This window comes from Streptomyces sp. NBC_01460 (assembly GCF_036227405.1).
GTDB lineage: Bacteria > Actinomycetota > Actinomycetes > Streptomycetales > Streptomycetaceae > Streptomyces.
Genome location: NZ_CP109473.1, coordinates 3,439,248 through 3,456,165, shown reverse-complemented (window position 1 = coordinate 3,456,165; position 16,918 = coordinate 3,439,248). Strand labels below are relative to the sequence as shown.

General features: G+C 71.4%; 17 protein-coding genes. 10 read left to right on the top strand and 7 right to left on the bottom strand.

Annotation, left to right across the window (positions count from 1 at the left end):
• Positions 1-10: 10 nt before the first annotated feature.
• The 4 genes from OG488_RS15230 to OG488_RS15215 all read right to left on the bottom strand — a co-directional run bounded on the left by OG488_RS15230 (position 11) and on the right by OG488_RS15215 (position 2,170).
• Positions 11-385: a hypothetical protein gene (locus OG488_RS15230; protein WP_329229633.1), complete on the bottom strand. Its 375-nt coding sequence runs from the start codon at positions 383-385 to the stop codon at positions 11-13.
• Between the two features lie 80 nt (positions 386-465).
• Positions 466-933 carry a roadblock/LC7 domain-containing protein gene (locus tag OG488_RS15225; RefSeq protein WP_329229631.1) on the bottom strand — a complete coding sequence of 156 codons (468 nt, stop codon included), beginning with the start codon at positions 931-933 and terminating at the stop codon, positions 466-468.
• A 38-nt stretch (positions 934-971) separates the two neighbouring features.
• Positions 972-1,778 carry a helix-turn-helix domain-containing protein gene (locus tag OG488_RS15220; protein ID WP_329229629.1) on the bottom strand — a complete coding sequence of 269 codons (807 nt, stop codon included), beginning with the start codon at positions 1,776-1,778 and terminating at the stop codon, positions 972-974.
• Positions 1,775-2,170, bottom strand: a complete 396-nt coding sequence (locus OG488_RS15215; RefSeq protein WP_329229627.1) for a hypothetical protein — start codon at positions 2,168-2,170, stop codon at positions 1,775-1,777. The genes OG488_RS15220 and OG488_RS15215 overlap by 4 nt, the downstream gene beginning before the upstream one ends.
• Positions 2,171-2,517: 347 nt before the next feature.
• On the opposite strand from OG488_RS15215, the gene hutU reads away from it, so the two are divergent.
• The 4 genes from hutU to hutI all read left to right on the top strand — a co-directional run bounded on the left by hutU (position 2,518) and on the right by hutI (position 8,040).
• Positions 2,518-4,182: a urocanate hydratase gene (gene hutU, locus OG488_RS15210; RefSeq protein ID WP_329229625.1), complete on the top strand. Its 1,665-nt coding sequence runs from the start codon at positions 2,518-2,520 to the stop codon at positions 4,180-4,182.
• 17 nt (positions 4,183-4,199) lie between these two features.
• A complete protein-coding gene (locus tag OG488_RS15205; protein WP_329238664.1) occupies positions 4,200-5,423 on the top strand; it encodes an allantoate amidohydrolase in 1,224 nt (407 codons plus the stop codon).
• On the top strand, positions 5,414-6,784 hold the full coding sequence (locus OG488_RS15200) for a formimidoylglutamate deiminase (RefSeq protein WP_329229623.1): 1,371 nt from the start codon (positions 5,414-5,416) through the stop codon (positions 6,782-6,784). The genes OG488_RS15205 and OG488_RS15200 overlap by 10 nt, the downstream gene beginning before the upstream one ends.
• A gap of 83 nt (positions 6,785-6,867) precedes the next feature.
• On the top strand, positions 6,868-8,040 hold the full coding sequence (gene hutI, locus OG488_RS15195; protein ID WP_329229620.1) for an imidazolonepropionase: 1,173 nt from the start codon (positions 6,868-6,870) through the stop codon (positions 8,038-8,040).
• A 93-nt stretch (positions 8,041-8,133) separates the two neighbouring features.
• Here the strand turns inward: hutI and OG488_RS15190 are convergent, their stop codons facing one another.
• Positions 8,134-9,114: an RNA polymerase sigma factor SigF gene (locus tag OG488_RS15190; RefSeq protein ID WP_329229618.1), complete on the bottom strand. Its 981-nt coding sequence runs from the start codon at positions 9,112-9,114 to the stop codon at positions 8,134-8,136.
• 292 nt (positions 9,115-9,406) lie between these two features.
• Here OG488_RS15190 and OG488_RS15185 point away from each other — a divergent pair, with 292 nt between their 5' ends.
• Together OG488_RS15185 and OG488_RS15180 are read left to right on the top strand one after the other, a co-directional pair.
• On the top strand, positions 9,407-9,775 hold the full coding sequence (locus tag OG488_RS15185) for an STAS domain-containing protein (RefSeq protein WP_329229616.1): 369 nt from the start codon (positions 9,407-9,409) through the stop codon (positions 9,773-9,775).
• A gap of 201 nt (positions 9,776-9,976) precedes the next feature.
• Positions 9,977-10,468 carry an ATP-binding protein gene (locus OG488_RS15180; RefSeq protein WP_329229614.1) on the top strand — a complete coding sequence of 164 codons (492 nt, stop codon included), beginning with the start codon at positions 9,977-9,979 and terminating at the stop codon, positions 10,466-10,468.
• A 104-nt stretch (positions 10,469-10,572) separates the two neighbouring features.
• Here OG488_RS15180 and OG488_RS15175 read toward each other — a convergent pair whose 3' ends face one another.
• Positions 10,573-12,063: an oligopeptide:H+ symporter gene (locus tag OG488_RS15175; RefSeq protein ID WP_329229612.1), complete on the bottom strand. Its 1,491-nt coding sequence runs from the start codon at positions 12,061-12,063 to the stop codon at positions 10,573-10,575.
• Positions 12,064-12,550: 487 nt separating this feature from the next.
• On the opposite strand from OG488_RS15175, the gene OG488_RS15170 reads away from it, so the two are divergent.
• The gene (locus OG488_RS15170) at positions 12,551-13,228 is read left to right on the top strand and encodes a response regulator transcription factor (RefSeq protein WP_031098784.1); all 678 of its coding nucleotides are present in this window, start codon (positions 12,551-12,553) and stop codon (positions 13,226-13,228) included.
• Between the two features lie 14 nt (positions 13,229-13,242).
• Positions 13,243-14,511, top strand: coding sequence for an ATP-binding protein (locus OG488_RS15165; protein ID WP_329229611.1), 1,269 nt, complete (start codon positions 13,243-13,245; stop codon positions 14,509-14,511).
• 23 nt (positions 14,512-14,534) lie between these two features.
• Here the strand turns inward: OG488_RS15165 and OG488_RS15160 are convergent, their stop codons facing one another.
• Positions 14,535-15,053 carry a GtrA family protein gene (locus OG488_RS15160; protein ID WP_329229610.1) on the bottom strand — a complete coding sequence of 173 codons (519 nt, stop codon included), beginning with the start codon at positions 15,051-15,053 and terminating at the stop codon, positions 14,535-14,537.
• A 174-nt stretch (positions 15,054-15,227) separates the two neighbouring features.
• Here OG488_RS15160 and OG488_RS15155 point away from each other — a divergent pair, with 174 nt between their 5' ends.
• Both OG488_RS15155 and purE read left to right on the top strand, forming a co-directional pair.
• The gene (locus OG488_RS15155) at positions 15,228-16,379 is read left to right on the top strand and encodes a 5-(carboxyamino)imidazole ribonucleotide synthase (RefSeq protein WP_329229607.1); all 1,152 of its coding nucleotides are present in this window, start codon (positions 15,228-15,230) and stop codon (positions 16,377-16,379) included.
• Entirely contained in the window at positions 16,376-16,912 is a 537-nt protein-coding gene (gene purE / locus OG488_RS15150; protein ID WP_329229606.1) for a 5-(carboxyamino)imidazole ribonucleotide mutase, read from the top strand. The genes OG488_RS15155 and purE overlap by 4 nt, the downstream gene beginning before the upstream one ends.
• The last annotated feature ends 6 nt before the right edge of the window (positions 16,913-16,918 follow it).

Here is a 16,918-nt window from a genome sequence, read left to right as displayed (position 1 = left end):
GGATGCCGGGTCAGACCTCCAGTTCCGCTTCGATCTTCTTCAGCTGGTGGCGGGCCATCGCCAGGTTGGCCCGTGACCCGTCCAGCACGAGGTAGAGGAACAGGCCGTTCCCCCCACGGGCCTTGAGCAGGCGGATCAGGTGGTACTGGGTGCCGAGGGTGATCAGGATGTCCTCGATCTCGTCCTTGATGCCCAGGTGCTCCATGGTCCGGAGCTTCGCGCGGACGACGTCCGTGTTGCCGGCGGCGGCGACGTCGAGGTTGAAGTCCTTGCCACCGCCCAGGGTGCCCAGGGCCATGCCGCTGGTGTAGTCGACGAGAGCGACACCGGTGGCCCCCTCGATCGACGCCATCGCGTCCTTCAGTGCCGTTTCGCTGTTGGCCATAGTGCTCGTTTCCTTTCCCTGGCCGGCCCGTTGGCCGGTCCGGTTTCTGGCTGATGCGACTGATGCGACTGGTGCGGGTGTCACGGGGAGTCCGGCGCGGTACCGCGCCGGGGGAGCGTCCTGGACTGCGGCGGGCGCGGGGACGGCACCGGGCGGTCCACGCGGTCCTGTGCGGCGTCGACGACCTCACCGATGCGCGCACCGGCGCGGCGGCCTTCGAGGTGGAGCCGGCCGACGTTGATGCGGTCCTCGGCCAGCAGGGTCAGGACGGCGGAGGTCCCCGCCGCGTAGGTGGCGATGTAGCCGTTCTCGCCGCGGATCAGGAGCTCGCGGAAGCCGCCGCGGCCGGTGGCGTCGGTCATCCGGACCGAGACGCCGAGCGCGGCGGCGGTCAGCGCGGCGACGCCCTCGGCCTCGATGCCGGGGGTGTCCTGGGCGACGATCAGGCCGTCGGTGCTGGCGGCCAGTGCGCCGGTCAGGAGCGGGACCCGGGCGCGTAACCGCTGGAGCTCGTCGAGGACATCCTTCAGTTCGGCCTCGGGCACCATCAGCTGTCTCCTCCCGGCACGCTGTCTGAGCGCGCGAATCACAGGGCCTCCAATGCGTCTCTGAGCCGGCGCAACAGGGCGACGTCGGGGTCGGTCGTGACCTCGGGCAGTGAGATGCGGCTGGGCCCGGACACCGGTGCGGACCCGGGTGCGGCCGGGCGGACCGCCTCCACCAGTCCGGCGGCGGCGAGCCGGCGCAGGTCGACCAGGATGTGGAAGGCGGAGCGGCCCAGCGCCTGGGCGATGTCCGTGGCCGTGCGCTCGCCGTTCACCAGGGCCAGGACGCGACGCTGGCGTGGAGGGACCGGGGCGTCGACCGGGTGGGGCGAGGGGGTGAGCGGGGCGCTGTCGGTCAGCGCGTCCGGCCAGATCCTGTCCAGGAGTTCCCGGCGCCTGAGCGTCTCGCGCTGCACGGCGTGCACGGGCACGGGCCGGACGGGACCGATCCAGTGGGAGACGCCGTAGCGGAAGCGGGCGGGGGTGTTCGTGGGGGCCAGGGCGAAGAAGGCCGCGTCGTACAGCGCCCCCAGGTGGCAGAGCTCCAGTGCTCCGCCGGGCACCCGGCCGCTGTCGACGAGGTAGCGCCCGACCCGCTGTCCGGCACCCGCCTGGGCGACCGCGTCCCACCAGCCCTCGGAGCGCAGGGCGCCGCCCGTGGTGAGCAGGACGTCGATCCCGGGCGTCGCGGGGCTCTCGGCGTGGACGACCTCGCCGTCGGCGAGATACAGGGTCCCGCGGTCGCGCATCAGTGCGCCGGTTGCGCGCTCCGCCGCGAGCCGCTGCAGCATCGGGGAGGGCGCGGAGCGTTCGGGGACGTCGGGCCGGTCGGTGACGGTGGGGCTCATGCCAGGACCAGCCGCTGTGCTATCTCGCCGAGCCGCATGCGGGCGAGGGCGAGATTGCCTTCCGCGCGGTCCAGCCAGAGGTGGAGGAAGACGCTGCTGTCGAAGGCCGTCTCGACGAAACGGAGGATGTGGTAGCCGGGTGTCGTGGTGACGATGACGTCCTCGACGGCCGGGGCCGACTGCCCCGCGGGCACGTCCGTCCGCGCGAAGACCGGTTGTTCGGCGGCCATTCTCGCCACCTCCGCCGTCTCGGCGGCCGTGGCCTCGTGGTCGCCGTTGGGTGACTCGCCGATGGTGCCGAGGGCCAGACCACTGGTCCAGTCGACCACCGCGGCGCCCCGTGCACCGGGCAGCCTCATGACCTCGATCAGGCACTCGTCGATTCCGGGCAACGCGAACTCCCTCCCGACGTGGTGTGCGGATGTAATGGAGAGGCTACGCAACGTGTGCGTGGCTGGTGGGAGTTCTGGCATTTTCCACAGGTACATGCGCGGGGCCGTGTAAAGGGCCCCAGGTGAGCGGGTGGAGGGCTGTCGGAATGTGTCCGTCAGGCTGTCGCAACCATGGCCGATACGGATCGCAGCTGTCCGATTTCCGACCCCTTCGGGATCTCCGGTCACATGGCGTGAAGCCTGTCCCGGGGCTTGCCCCGAGGGGATGTGGGCCCCGTCTGTTGACTAGGAGTATTCAGGAAGTCAGGATGTGAATAGAAGAATCACATTCGCGAGGAGGCACCGCCATGTCAGGACCCCGCCCCGTACGGGCACCGCGCGGTACGGAACTGAGCGCCCTGGGATGGCAGCAGGAAGCCGCTCTGCGCATGCTGCAGAACAACCTCGACCCCGAGGTCGCCGAACACCCGGACAAGCTCGTCGTGTACGGCGGCACCGGCAAGGCGGCCCGCGACTGGCGGTCCTTCGACGCCATGGTCCGTACGCTGCGGACGCTCAAGCAGGACGAGACGATGCTCGTCCAGTCCGGGCGGCCGGTCGGCGTCATGCAGACCCACGAATGGGCGCCCCGGGTCCTCATCGCCAACTCCAACCTGGTGGGCGACTGGGCCAACTGGGAGGAGTTCCGCCGGCTGGAGGCCCTCGGGCTCACCATGTACGGCCAGATGACCGCCGGTTCCTGGATCTACATCGGGACGCAGGGCATCCTCCAGGGCACGTACGAGACCTTCGCCGCCGTCGCCGCCAAGCGGTTCGGCGGGACGCTCGCCGGGACGATCACGCTGACGGCCGGACTCGGCGGCATGGGCGGGGCCCAGCCCCTGGCCGTCACGATGAACGACGGTGTCGCGATCTGTGTCGACGTCGACCCGCGCGCCATCGAGCGCCGCATCGAGCACCGCTTCCTGGACGTACGGGCCGACTCGCTCGAACACGCCCTCCAGCTGGCCGTCGAGGCCCGCGACGCGCGGCGCCCGCTCTCCATCGGCCTGCTCGGCAACGCGGCGGAGCTGCTGCCCCGGATGCTGGCCGAGGGCGCTCCGGTGGACATCGTCACCGACCAGACCAGCGCACACGACCCGCTCGCCTACCTGCCCGTCGGCGTCGACTTCGACGACATGGCCTCGTACGCCGCCGAGAAGCCCGCCGACTTCACCCTGCGCGCCCGGGAGTCGATGGCCGCCCACGTCGAGGCCATGGTCGGCTTCATGGACGCGGGGGCCGAGGTCTTCGACTACGGCAACTCGATCCGGGGCGAGGCCCAGCTCGCCGGGTACGCCCGGGCGTTCGACTTCCCCGGCTTCGTGCCCGCGTACATCCGGCCCCTCTTCTGCGAGGGCAAGGGCCCCTTCCGGTGGGCGGCCCTGTCGGGCGAGGCGTCGGACATCCACAAGACGGACAAGGCGCTGCTCGACCTCTTCCCGGAGAACGAGTCGCTGCACCGCTGGATCAGGATGGCCGGCGAGCGCGTCCACTTCCAGGGGCTGCCGGCCCGGATCTGCTGGCTCGGCCAGGGCGAACGCGACAAGGCGGGCGACATGTTCAACGACATGGTCGGCAACGGCACCCTCGCCGCCCCGCTCGCGATCGGCCGCGACCACCTGGACTGCGGTTCGGTGGCCTCCCCCTACCGTGAGACGGAGGCCATGCTCGACGGCTCCGACGCGATCGCCGACTGGCCGCTCCTGAACGCCATGGTGAACGTCGCCTCGGGCGCCTCCTGGGTCTCCATCCACCACGGCGGCGGCGTCGGCATGGGCCGCTCCCTCCACGCCGGCCAGGTCTCGGTCGCCGACGGCACGAAGCTGGCCGGCGAGAAGATCCGCCGCGTCCTCACCAACGACCCCGGGATGGGCGTGATCCGGCACGTGGACGCCGGCTACGACATCGCGGAGTCGGTGGCGGACGAGCGCGGCGTGCGCATCCCGATGCGGGAGGGGGACACCGCGTGAGCGACACCTTCCACGCCATGTGGCGCTCGCTGCTGCCCATCGGCCGCAGCGACGCCTCCGGCGGCTACCGCCGCTACGCCTGGACCGGGGCGGACGCCGACTGCCGGCTGTGGTTCCGGGCGCAGGCCGAGGCGCGCGGCCTCGTCACGGAGACCGACCGCAACGGCAACCAGTGGGCCTGGCTCGGCGATCCGCTCGCCGGCGACGCCGTGGTCACCGGGTCCCACCTCGACTCCGTGCCCGACGGCGGCGCCTTCGACGGTCCGCTCGGAGTGGTGTCCTCCTTCGCCGCCCTGGACGAACTCCGCCGCAGGGGAGCGGTGTTCACCAAGCCCTTCGCCGTCACCAACTTCGGCGACGAGGAGGGCGCGCGCTTCGGCCTCGCCTGCGTCGGCTCCCGGCTGGCGGCAGGACAGCTGAGCGTCGAGGACGCGCACCGGCTGCGCGACGGGGACGGCGTCCCGCTGCCGCGGGCCATGGAGGCCGCCGGCTACGACCCCGACGCCATCGGGCCCGACCCCGAACGCCTCGCCCGGATCGGCGCGTTCGTCGAGCTCCATGTGGAGCAGGGGCGCGCCCTCGACCTGACCGGGGACCCGGTCGGGGTCGCCTCCGCCATCTGGCCGCACGGCCGCTGGCGGTTCGACTTCCGGGGCGAGGCCAACCACGCCGGCACCACACGCCTCGCCGACCGGCGCGACCCGATGCTCACGTACGCGGAGACCGTGCTCGCGGCGCGCCGCGAGGCGGAGCTCGCCGGCGGCCTGGCGACCTTCGGCAAGATCGCCGTCGAACCGAACGGGGTCAACGCGATCCCCTCCCTGGTCAGGGGATGGCTCGACTCACGGGCCGCCGACCAGGACACGCTCGACGCCGTCGTCAGCGGGGTGGAGCGGGCCGCGCGGGAGCACGCCGAGCGGGCCGGCATCGAACTCGACGTCGTACGCGAGTCGTTCACGCCCGTGGTGGACTTCCAGCACGCCCTGCGGGACGAGATGCGCCGGGTGCTGGAGAAGCGGCAGGCGGAGAGCACCGGGGGCGGAGGGCGCCCCGTGCCCGTGCTCGGTACGGGGGCGGGACACGACGCGGGTATTTTGTCCGCTTCCGTGCCGACCGCCATGCTGTTCGTACGGAACCCCACCGGGATCTCGCACTCGCCCGCCGAACACGCCTCGGAGGACGACTGCGTGGCCGGGGTGAAAGCACTCGCCGACGTACTGGAAGGTCTCGCGTGCAGCTGACTACGCAACCGACGGGCACACCGGTCACCACGACGTACTGGATGTCGCACGCCTGGCTCGGCACCCATGTCGAGCCGGGCGTCGTCCTGGAGGTGGCCGGAGGGCGCATCGCCGGTGTCCGGACGGGCATCGCCACACCGCCACCCGGTGCCACCGTGCTGGACGGTCTGACCGTCCCGGGGCTGGCCAACACCCACTCGCACGCCTTCCACCGCGCTCTGCGCTCCACCGTCCAGGTGGGCTCCGGCACCTTCTGGACCTGGCGCGAGACGATGTACCGGACGGCCGCCAGGCTCACGCCCGACACCTACTTCGACCTGGCCCGTGCCACGTACGCCGAGATGGCGCTGGCCGGGATCACCGCCGTGGGCGAGTTCCACTACCTGCACCACGCGCCCGGCGGCACGCCCTACGACGACCCGAACGCCATGGGCGAGGCGCTCATCGCGGCGGCCGCCGAGGCGGGCATCCGCATCACCCTGCTCGACACCGCCTACCTCGCCGCCGGATTCGGCGAGAAGCCGAGCCGGCACCAGCTGCGCTTCTCCGACACCACCGCCGACGCCTGGGCCGAGCGTGCCTCCCTCCTCAAGGGCGACGACGACCTGGTGGTGATCGGAGCCGCGATCCACTCCGTACGGGCCGTGCCCGAGGGGCAGTTGTCCACCGTCGCCGAGTGGGCCCGGGAGCGGTCGGCCCCGCTGCACGTCCACCTCTCCGAGCAGACCGCGGAGAACGACGCCTGCCTCGCCGCCCACGGCCGCACCCCCGCACGGCTCCTCGCCGACCACGGGGTCCTCGGACCCCACACCACCGGCATCCACAACACCCACCTCACCGCCGAGGACATCGAGCTGCTGGGTACCTCCCGGACGGGCACCTGCATGTGCCCCACCACCGAACGCGACCTCGCGGACGGCATCGGCCCCGCCACCGCCCTCCAGCGCGCGGGCTCCCCCCTCTCGCTGGGCAGCGACAGCCACGCCGTGATCGACCTCTTCGAGGAGGCCCGGGCGATGGAGCTGAACGAACGCCTGCGCACCCATGTGCGGGGGCACTGGACGGCGGCCGCCCTGCTGAGGGCCGCCTCCGCCGACGGGCACGCCGCGCTCGGCCGCCCGGACGCGGGCACGCTCGAACCGGGCGCGCCCGCCGATCTCACGACCGTGGCCCTGGACTCCGTCAGAACGGCGGGGCCGGTGCCCCGGCTGGCCGCCGAGGCCGCCGTGTTCGCCGCCACCGCCGCCGATGTGCGGCACACCGTGGTGGCGGGGCGGCACATCGTCAAGGACGGCCGGCACACCCGGATCGAGGACGTACCCGGAGCGCTCGCCTCGGCCGTCGCCGCCCTGCACGGCTGACCACCCGGAGCCGCACCCCCGGCCGGCACCCGGCCGCACCCCCGGCCGACCGGCCGGGCCGACCCGACGAAAGCTGTACGCGGATGACGACGACCGCCCTCACCCACATCGCGAACCTGGTCACCAACGACCCCTCCCTCGGCGACGGCACCCCCCTGGGCCTGATCCGCGACGCGGCCGTCGTCATCGACGGCGACCGCGTCGTCTGGACCGGTGGGTCCGGCGCGGCACCCGCCGCCGACACCGCCGTCGACGTGGGCGGCCGGGCGGTGATCCCCGGCTTCGTCGACTCCCACTCGCACCTCGTGTTCGCGGGGGACCGCACCGCCGAGTTCAACGCCCGCATGTCCGGCCGCGCCTACTCCGCGGGCGGTATCCGCACCACGGTGGCCGCCACCCGCGCCGCCTCCGACGACGAGCTCTCCGCCAACGTCGCGCGCTATCTGGCCGAGGCCCTGCGACAGGGCACCACCACCTTCGAGACCAAGTCCGGCTACGGCCTGACCGTCGAGGACGAGGCACGGTCCCTGCGCATCGCCGCCCGTCACACGGACGAGGTCACCTTCCTCGGCGCCCACATCGTGTCGCCCGACTTCGCCGACGACCCCGCCGGTTACGTGGACCTCGTCACCGGGCCGATGCTGGACGCCTGCGCCCCGTACGCCCGCTGGATCGACGTCTTCTGCGAGCGCGGTGCCTTCGACGAGGACCAGGCGCGCACGATCCTCACGGCGGGGGCGGCCAGGGGACTGCACCCCCGCGTCCACGCCAACCAGCTCGGTCACGGCCCCGGCGTCCGCCTCGCCGTCGAGCTGGGTGCCGCGTCCGCCGACCACTGCACCCACCTCGACGACGCCGACCTCGACGCACTCGGCCAGGGCGACACCGTCGCCACCCTGCTCCCCGGCGCCGAGTTCTCCACCCGGGCGGCCTGGCCCGACGCCCGCCGCATCCTCGGCGCGGGCGCCACCGTGGCGCTGTCCACGGACTGCAACCCGGGTTCCTCGTTCACCTCGTCGATGCCCTTCTGCGTCGCCCTCGCCGTACGGGACATGGGCATGACCCCCGATGAGGCGGTCTGGTCCGCCACCGCCGGCGGCGCCGCCGCACTGCGCCGCACCGACATCGGCCGCATCACTCCCGGCGCCCGCGCCGATCTCGTGGTCCTGGACGCGCCGAGCCACGTCCACCTCGCCTACCGGCCTGGTGTCCCGCTGGTCGCAGAGGTGTGGCGGGGCGGGAAGAGGGCCGTGTGACGCCCCCGCGCCCTTCGTGACAACGCGGAAGGACCCGCCCGTCGGGGGCAGGTCCTTCCGCGTCGACGTACCGGTGGTGCGGGTGGCGCCGGGTCACTCCTCGACGGTCAGGCCCTTCCTGAGCTTGACCAGAGTCCGCGAGAGCAGCCGCGACACGTGCATCTGCGAGATGCCGAGCTCCTCGCCGATCTCCGACTGCGTCATGTTGGAGACGAACCGCATGGAGAGGATGGTGCGGTCGCGCAGCGGCAGCGAGGCGATGAGCGGCTTGAGGGACTCGACGTACTCGATGCCCTCGATGCCGTGGTCCTCGTAGCCGAGGCGGTCCGCGAGGGCGGCCTCGTTGCCGTCGCCGCCGTCGTCGGGCTTGGCGTCGAGCGAGCTCGCGGTGTACGCGTTGCTCGCGGCCATGCCCTCGACGACCTCGTCCCGGCTGAGACCGAGGCGCTCCGCGAGCTCGGCGACCGTCGGCGCGCGGTCCAGCTTCTGGGCCAGCTCGTCGCCCGCCTTGGCCAGGTCCAGCCGCAGCTCCTGCAGCCGGCGCGGGACGCGCACGGACCAGCTGGTGTCACGGAAGAAGCGCTTGATCTCGCCGACGATGGTCGGCATCGCGAAGGTCGGGAACTCCACGCCGCGGCTGAGCTCGAAGCGGTCGATCGCCTTGATCAGGCCGATCGTGCCGACCTGGACGATGTCCTCCATGGGTTCGCTGCGGGAGCGGAACCGGGAGGCGGCGAACTTGACCAGGGCCAGATTGAGCTCGACGAGGGTGTTGCGGACGTACGCGTACTCGTGGGTGCCCTCCTCGAGGGCTTCGAGCCGCGCGAAGAGCGTCTTCGACAGGGCCCTGGCGTCCAGCGCCCCCACTTCGGCGTAGGGCGGGATCTCGGGAAGTCCCTCGAGGCCCTCGAACCCCTCGACCGGAAGGTGGTCGTCGGTGGTCGGGTCGGTGCTGCTGGTGCCGGCGCGCGGGCCGGGTACGGCGCTCGCGGCAGCGGAGTCGGAATCGGTCGGTCCCTGAGGACATGCCGACGTCGCGATGTGGGTACGCGATACGTCGAGCCGGGGTGACATGGTTCTCCTCCATCGTTCTCGGCATATGGCTGCCGATGCCCATACGTCTTCCTGCGGTGAAGCGGCGCCTCCGAAGCCGATCGAGATTGCTCGTGCAGATGTCCCTCCTACCCATACCTGCTTCCAGCGGTGAGTTACAAGCGCCAAATACGCCTCTATGTCTGGTTTGTGGAGTTCTCCGACTACCGTGTGGCGAGGGAAACGCGTAATGTTTCCCGCACGTCGGGGGCAGCCACGATGAAGCCGTGCCCACAGGGGCACGGGTAGTGACGGACGGCGAAGAGGGACGGGCATGGACCGCGGGACGGTCGGCAGCGCGAACCGGGGTCGGCTACAGGTCGACGTCCGGACCGAGGGCCGCAGTGAAGTCGTGACGCCGGTGGGTGAGCTCGATCACCACACCGCCGATCTGCTGCGGGAGCCTCTGGAGAGCGCTGTCGAGGAAGGGCGGACACGCCTGGTGGTCGACTGCTCACGGCTCGACTTCTGTGATTCCACCGGGCTCAACGTGCTGCTCGGCGCGCGCCTGAAGGCCGAAGCGGCCGGGGGAGCGGTCCACCTGGCCGGAATGCAGCCCGTGGTGGCTCGTGTCTTCGAGATCACGGGGGCGGAGGCGGTCTTCACCGTCCACGCTTCCCTCGCAGACGCTCTGAGCAGCTGACAGCGGCGTCCTCCATGCGAATCCCCGGCCTCGGGACCCCCGACTATCGCGCGAGTCACGCTCATGGCGTAGTCGAAGTGGGTGTCGTCACCATTCGGCCGGGCAGGAGACACCGCGTCGGGGTCATGGAGCCCGACACTCTGTACCTGATCAGTATCTGTTCGATGGCAACACACGGTGAATCGGTGAGGTGAAGCGCTGATGAGCACCACCCGGCAGCATCCGCCGGGCGGCCTCGGCCGCGAGCCGGACGGCACGGGCACGCCCGCTGCCGTACCCGCTGACCGGCAGTGGCGCACCCTCTCGCTGAGACAGGCCACCGGCATCGTGCCGATGGCCCGGGACTTCGCCCGGCAGGCGCTCCACGACTGGGGCTGGCTCCCCGCGGCGAGCGCGGACCGCCGGGCCGCCGCCGAGGACGTCCTGCTGGTCGTCTCCGAGCTCGTGACGAACGCCTGCCTGCACGCGGAGGGCCCCGAGGAACTCCGTATCGCCTGCTCCCCCAAGGTGCTCCGCGTCGAGGTCGTCGACGGCGGCGCGGGACAGCCCGCGCCGCGCACCCCGCACCGCGCGGGACGGCCCGGCGGGCACGGCATGTTCATCGTGCAGCGCCTCTGCCTCGACTGGGGCGTGACGCGTACACCGGACCAGCCGGGCAAGACCGTATGGGCGGAGCTCGCCGCTCCGGCGTGAGACCGGCTCCGCCGCTCCCTCTCGACGCCGCACGGACCTCCGTGCGGACGACTCAGGCCCCGCACCGATCGGTGCGGGGCCTGAGTCGTCCGGGCGGGTCCGTGTCAGCGGACGTCGCCCATGAGGGCCTTGACCTTGCCGCGGTACATGAAGACCGCGAGGCCGGCGGCGACCGCGAGCGCGGCCTGGAGCGCCACGATCCCGGTGCCGTTCAGATCGACACCCGCGATGGAGAGCAGGCCCGTGGTGCAGTCGCCCGCGGTCACGGCCAGGAACCAGACACCCATCATCTGGCTGGCGTACTTGGCCGGGGCCATCTTCGTGGTGACCGAGAGGCCGACCGGCGACAGCGTCAGCTCACCGACGGTCTGCACGAAGTAGATCGCGACCAGCCACATCGCGGCGGCCTTGTGGCCGTCGCCCGCGATCGTCAGCGGCGCCAGGAAGAGGAAGAACGACGCGCCGACCAGCACCAGACCGGAGCTGAACTTCACGACCGTGCTGGGCTCCTTGCCCCGCCGGTTCAGCGCGAGCCAGAAGGCGGCGAAGACCGGAGCCAGCGCCATGATCAGGATCGGGTTGACCGACTGGTACCAGGAGACCGGGAAGGCCCAGCCCAGGACCGAGTTCTCGGCCGAGGAGTCGGCGAAGATCGCCAGGGTCGAACCGCCCTGGTCGTAGATCATCCAGAAGATGGCGGCGGCCACGAAGAACCAGATGTAGCCGGACATCTTCTTCTGCTCGGTCTCGCTGAGCTCCTTGTCGCGCTTGATGCGCGCCAGGACCATCACGGGGATGACCAGGCCGGCGATCGTGATCGGGACCAGCAGCCAGTTCAGCGTGTAGACGCCGGTCACGACCGTGCCGATGTAGAAGACGGCCGCGATGCCGAGCCAGATCATCGACTTGCGCAGCGTGGAGGCGCGCTCGTCCGCGGAGAGCGGCTTGGGCACGACGAGGCTGCGCTCGTTCAGGTGGCGGGTGCCGAGCAGGAACTGGGCGACGCCGAGTCCCATGCCGAGCGCGGCCAGGGCGAAGCCCAGGTGCCAGTTGACGTTCTCGCCGACGGTGCCGATCACCAGCGGGGCGGCGAAGGCGCCCACGTTGATGCCCATGTAGAAGATCGTGAAGCCACCGTCACGGCGCGGGTCGTCCGGGCCGTCGTAGAGGTGGCCGACCATCGTGGAGATGTTGGACTTCAGCAGACCGGAGCCGATGGCGACCAGGCCGAGCCCGGCGAAGAAGGTGCCCTCGGAGGGCAGTGCCAGCACCAGGTGGCCGAGCATGATCACGCCGCCCGCGATGGCGACGGTCTTGCGCGGCCCCCAGACGCGGTCGCCGAACCAGCCGCCGGGCATGGCGAGCAGGTACACCAGCGACAGGTAGACCGAGTAGATCGCGGTGGCCGTGGCGGGGTTCATGTGAAGCCCGTTGGGAGCGATCAGGTACAGCGGGAGGAGGGCGCGCATGCCGTAATAGCTGAAGCGCTCCCACATCTCCGTCATGAAGAGAGTGGCCAGGCCGCGGGGGTGGCCGAAGAAGGTCTTCTCCGAACCGGCGGTGCCGGCGGAGTCCTTCGTCAGGCTGGACGCCATGGTCGATCCTTGCTGGTCGGGACGCGTCGCCTCGTGAGCGGTACGCGCCCGGTGGGGGGTGGCCGGCACCGGGACGGATGCGCCCACCCCCGACGCCTCGAGGGGATTCGGTCCGGCCACCTCTCCAGGGGGAGTGCGGGGGCGGGACCGTGGGACCGACCGCTCCGGGATCCACGCCCGGCACGCTTCCTCGCGCTCCGGGCCCGGCCCACAGGTCATTCACTGGTCGGGGCCGGTGAGAACCGGCCCGTACACAAAAACGACCCTTGGCGCGAAAAGCTGCCCAAAGGTCCTTCGGTGGTGCAACAGGCGTCGAGCCACCATACGACATGACACACGGCGATATGGAAGGACTTGAGAGATGGATCACAGGTTGTGATGGAACCACGGTCCCATATTCAAAGGTGGATGCCCGATTCGTGGCCCTGACCCGCAGGGCCTGTCGAGCGCCTCACCCCAGCGGTCCCGCGCGGACTACCATCACTGCATGACCCGTGTACTGCTCGCCGAGGACGACGCATCCATCTCGGAGCCACTGGCCCGCGCCCTGCGTCGTGAGGGTTACGAGGTCGAGGTCCGCGAGGACGGTCCGACCGCACTCGACGCCGGACTCCAGGGAGGCGTCGACCTGGTCGTGCTCGACCTGGGGCTCCCGGGGATGGACGGCCTGGAGGTCGCCAGGCGGCTGCGGGCGGACGGCCACGCCGTGCCGATCCTGGTGCTGACCGCCCGGGCCGACGAGGTGGACACCGTGGTCGGCCTCGACGCCGGCGCCGACGACTACGTCACCAAGCCCTTCCGCCTCGCCGAGCTCCTCGCCCGGGTCCGCGCCCTGCTGCGCCGCGGCGCCACCGAGCCCGCCCCGCAGCCCGCCACGCACGGCGTCAGGATCGACGTCGAGTCCCACCGGGCCTGGATGGGCGACGAGGAACTCCAGCTCACCGCCAAGGAGTTCGATCTCCTGCGGGTCCTCGTGCGGGACGCCGGCCGGGTCGTCACCCGCGACCAGCTGATGCGCGAGGTCTGGGACACCACCTGGTGGTCGTCGACCAAGACCCTCGACATGCACATCTCCTGGCTCCGCAAGAAGCTCGGCGACGACGCGGCCAATCCGCGCTACATCGCCACCGTCCGGGGCGTCGGCTTCCGGTTCGAGAAGAGCTGACGTACAGAACAGTCATGCGCCGCCGACTGATCAACTCCACGCTCGCCGTGGTGCTCGTCGTGATCGCCGTCTTCGGCGTGTCCCTCGTCATCGTCGAGACCCGGACCATCAGCAACAGCGCCCAGGAGAGCGTCGACTCCGAGGCCTTCCGCCTGATCAGTGTGGTCGAGAGCAGGCTGCTCGGAGCCGAGCGGATCACCCCCGACGTCCTCGCCGAGCAGGTGGACCCCAGCCGCTACGCCCGCGTCGAGATCCCCGGGCGGGCGCCGATCGAGGTCGGCGAGCGCTCCACGGACGGCGGCGTCATCCGCTCCACGGAGACGGGGGAGCAGGGCGAGAAGGTCACCGTCGAGGAGTCCCGCTCCGCCGTGACCCGCGAGGTGGGCCGGACCCTGCTGATCATCGGGGCGGTGGCGCTGCTCGCGATCATCTCCGCCGTGCTCCTCGCCGTACGCCAGGCCGACCGGCTGACCTCCCCCCTCACCGACCTCGCCGAGACCGCCGAGCGCCTCGGGTCGGGCGACCCGCGCCCGCGTCACAAGCGGTACGGGGTGACGGAGCTGGACCGCGTCGCCGACGTCCTGGACTCCTCCGCCGAGCGCATCGCCCGGATGCTGACCGCGGAGCGGCGCCTCGCCGCGGACGCCTCCCACCAGCTCCGTACGCCGCTGACCGCTCTCTCCATGCGGATCGAGGAGATCTCCGTCACCGACGACCCGGACACGGTGAAGGAGGAGGCGAACATCGCGCTCACCCAGGTCGAGCGGCTCACCGACGTGGTGCAGAGGCTGCTGACCAACGCCCGTGACCCGCGCACCGGCTCCGCCGTCGTCTTCGACCTCGACGAGATCGTCAAGCAGCAGATCGAGGAGTGGCGCCCGGCCTACCGCAGCGCCGGCCGCGCCGTCGTCTGCTCGGGCAAGCACGGGCTGGAGGCCGTCGGCACCCCCGGCGCCGTCGCCCAGGTCCTCGCCGCGCTGATCGAGAACTCGCTGATGCACGGTGGCGGCACGGTCGCGCTGCGTACCCGCGTCACCGGCAACCAGGTCGTCGTCGAGGTCACGGACGAGGGCCCCGGTGTCCCCGCCGATCTCGGGGCGCGGATCTTCGAGCGCACCATCTCCGGCCGCAACTCCACCGGAATCGGTCTCGCCGTGGCCCGGGACCTCGCCGAGGCCGACGGCGGCCGGCTCGAACTGCTCCAGCAGCAGCCGCCGGTCTTCGCGCTCTTCCTCAGCAGGGTCGCGCCGAACCGCAAGGAATCCGTCCGCCCCGTGCGCTGAGCGGCCCCCTGGACCTCAGCGGTTCAGTGGGGGACCGGGCCGGGTGCTACCTCGTCGGAGGGCCGCCGCTGTTCCAGAAATCGTTCCGTGTCGAGCACGGCCTCCTCGGCGGGCAGCGCCTTGAACACCCAGGTGCGGTAGGACCAGAAGCGGAACAACGTGGCGATCCCGATGCCGAGGATCTTGAAGACGTTGCTCTGGACCGGGCTGTTCCACCCGAAGCCGTACGTCGCGGCGTAGAGCACGCCCGTCTCGATCACCGCGCCGACGGCGCTGAACAGCAGGAAGAGCATCAGCTCACGGGTCCGGCCGGTCTTGTCGCGGTCCCGGTAGGTCCAGTAGCGGAAGCCGACGTAGTTGAAGAGGATGGCCACGACCGTCCCCATCAGCCCGGCCCGCACCACCGGAATGTCCGTCGTGCGCCAGATCAGGTTGGAGACGGCGATGTTGACGACCAGCCCGAGTGCGCCGACCGCGCCGAACTTGGCGACCTCCCGGGCCAGCAGATCAAGCCGGGCCCGCAGTGCGCCCCGTTCGCTCATGGTGATCGCTCAGCCCCGTCCGGTCGGTTTCGTCAACCCGGCCATGCTAACCAGCCCTCCCGTGTGATGCGGGTGAGCCGGCGGGCCCGCCCGACGGGGCCGGCTTCCAGGACCGGCCGGCGCCCCGGCCGGAGAGGGTGAGGGGTGCTCCCGTGCGCCCGATACCCTGGACACGTGACGTTCCCTGTAGTCGGCATGGTCGGCGGCGGCCAGCTCGCCCGAATGACCCACGAGGCGGGTATCCCCCTCGGCCTGAAATTCAAGCTCCTGAGTGACACCCCCCAGGAATCGGCCGCCCAGGTGGTCGGCGAGGTCGTCGTCGGCGACTACCGCGACCTGGAGACACTGCGGGCCTTCGCGCGCGGCTGCGACGTGATCACCTTCGATCACGAGCATGTGCCGACCGAACACCTGCGGGCCCTGGAGGCGGACGGCATCCCCGTGCGCCCCGGCCCCGACGCCCTGGTGCACGCCCAGGACAAGGGGGTGATGCGCGCCAGGCTCGCGGAGATCGGAGCGCCCTGCCCCCGCAACCGGATCGTGGCGGACCCGGCGGACGCCGCCGCCTTCGCCGACGAGGTGGGCGGCTTCCCCGTCATCCTCAAGACGGTCCGCGGCGGCTACGACGGCAAGGGCGTGTGGGTGGTCCGCTCCGAGGCGGACGCCGCCGAGCCCTTCCGGGCCGGCGTCCCCGTCCTCGCGGAGGAGAAGGTCGACTTCACGCGGGAGCTGGCGGCCAACATCGTCCGCTCGCCGCACGGCCAGGCCGTCGCCTACCCCGTCGTCGAGTCCGTCCAGGTGGACGGGGTCTGCGACACCGTCATCGCCCCGGCGCCCGACCTGGACGAACGCCTCGCGGGCGAGGCCCAGCAGCTCGCCCTGCGGATCGCCGCCGAGCTCGGCGTGGTGGGCCACCTCGCTGTCGAGCTCTTCGAGACGCGCAGCGACGACGGGACCCCCGGGATCCTCGTGAACGAGCTCGCGATGCGCCCGCACAACTCCGGGCACTGGACCCAGGACGGTGCGGTCACCTCGCAGTTCGCCAACCATGTGCGGGCCGTCCTGGACCTCCCGCTCGGCGACCCCCGGCCGCGCGCCACCTGGACGGTCATGTGCAACGTCCTCGGCGGCGACTACCCGGACATGTACCAGGCGTACCTGCACTGCATGGCCCGTGACCCCGGGCTCAAGATCCACATGTACGGCAAGGACGTGAAGCCCGGCCGCAAGGTGGGCCACGTCAACACCTACGGCGACGATCTGGCGGACGTGCGGGAGCGCGCCCGGCACGCGGCCGACTACCTGCGAGGAACGATCACCGAATGACCGCACCAGGCTCCGCACCCGTCGTCGGCATCGTCATGGGATCGGACTCCGACTGGCCCGTGATGGAAGCGGCCGCCCAGGCCCTCGGCGAGTTCGAGATCCCCTACGAGGTCGACGTCGTCTCCGCCCACCGCATGCCGCACGAGATGATCGCGTACGGCGAGAACGCCGCGGACCGCGGCCTCAAGGCGATCATCGCGGGTGCGGGGGGCGCGGCCCACCTGCCCGGCATGCTGGCCTCCGTCACCCCGCTGCCGGTGATCGGCGTCCCGGTCCCGCTGAAGTACCTCGACGGCATGGACAGCCTGCTCTCCATCGTCCAGATGCCGGCCGGCGTCCCCGTCGCCACCGTCTCCGTCGGCGGCGCCCGCAACGCGGGCCTGCTCGCGGCCCGCATCCTCGCCGCCCACGACAGCGCGCTGCTGGAGCGGATGAAGGACTTCCAGCAGGAGCTCAAGGACCAGGCGACGGAGAAGGGCAAGCGGCTGCGCGCCAAGGCCCTGGGCGCGGACTCCTTCGGCTTCGGGAAGTAGGCGGCC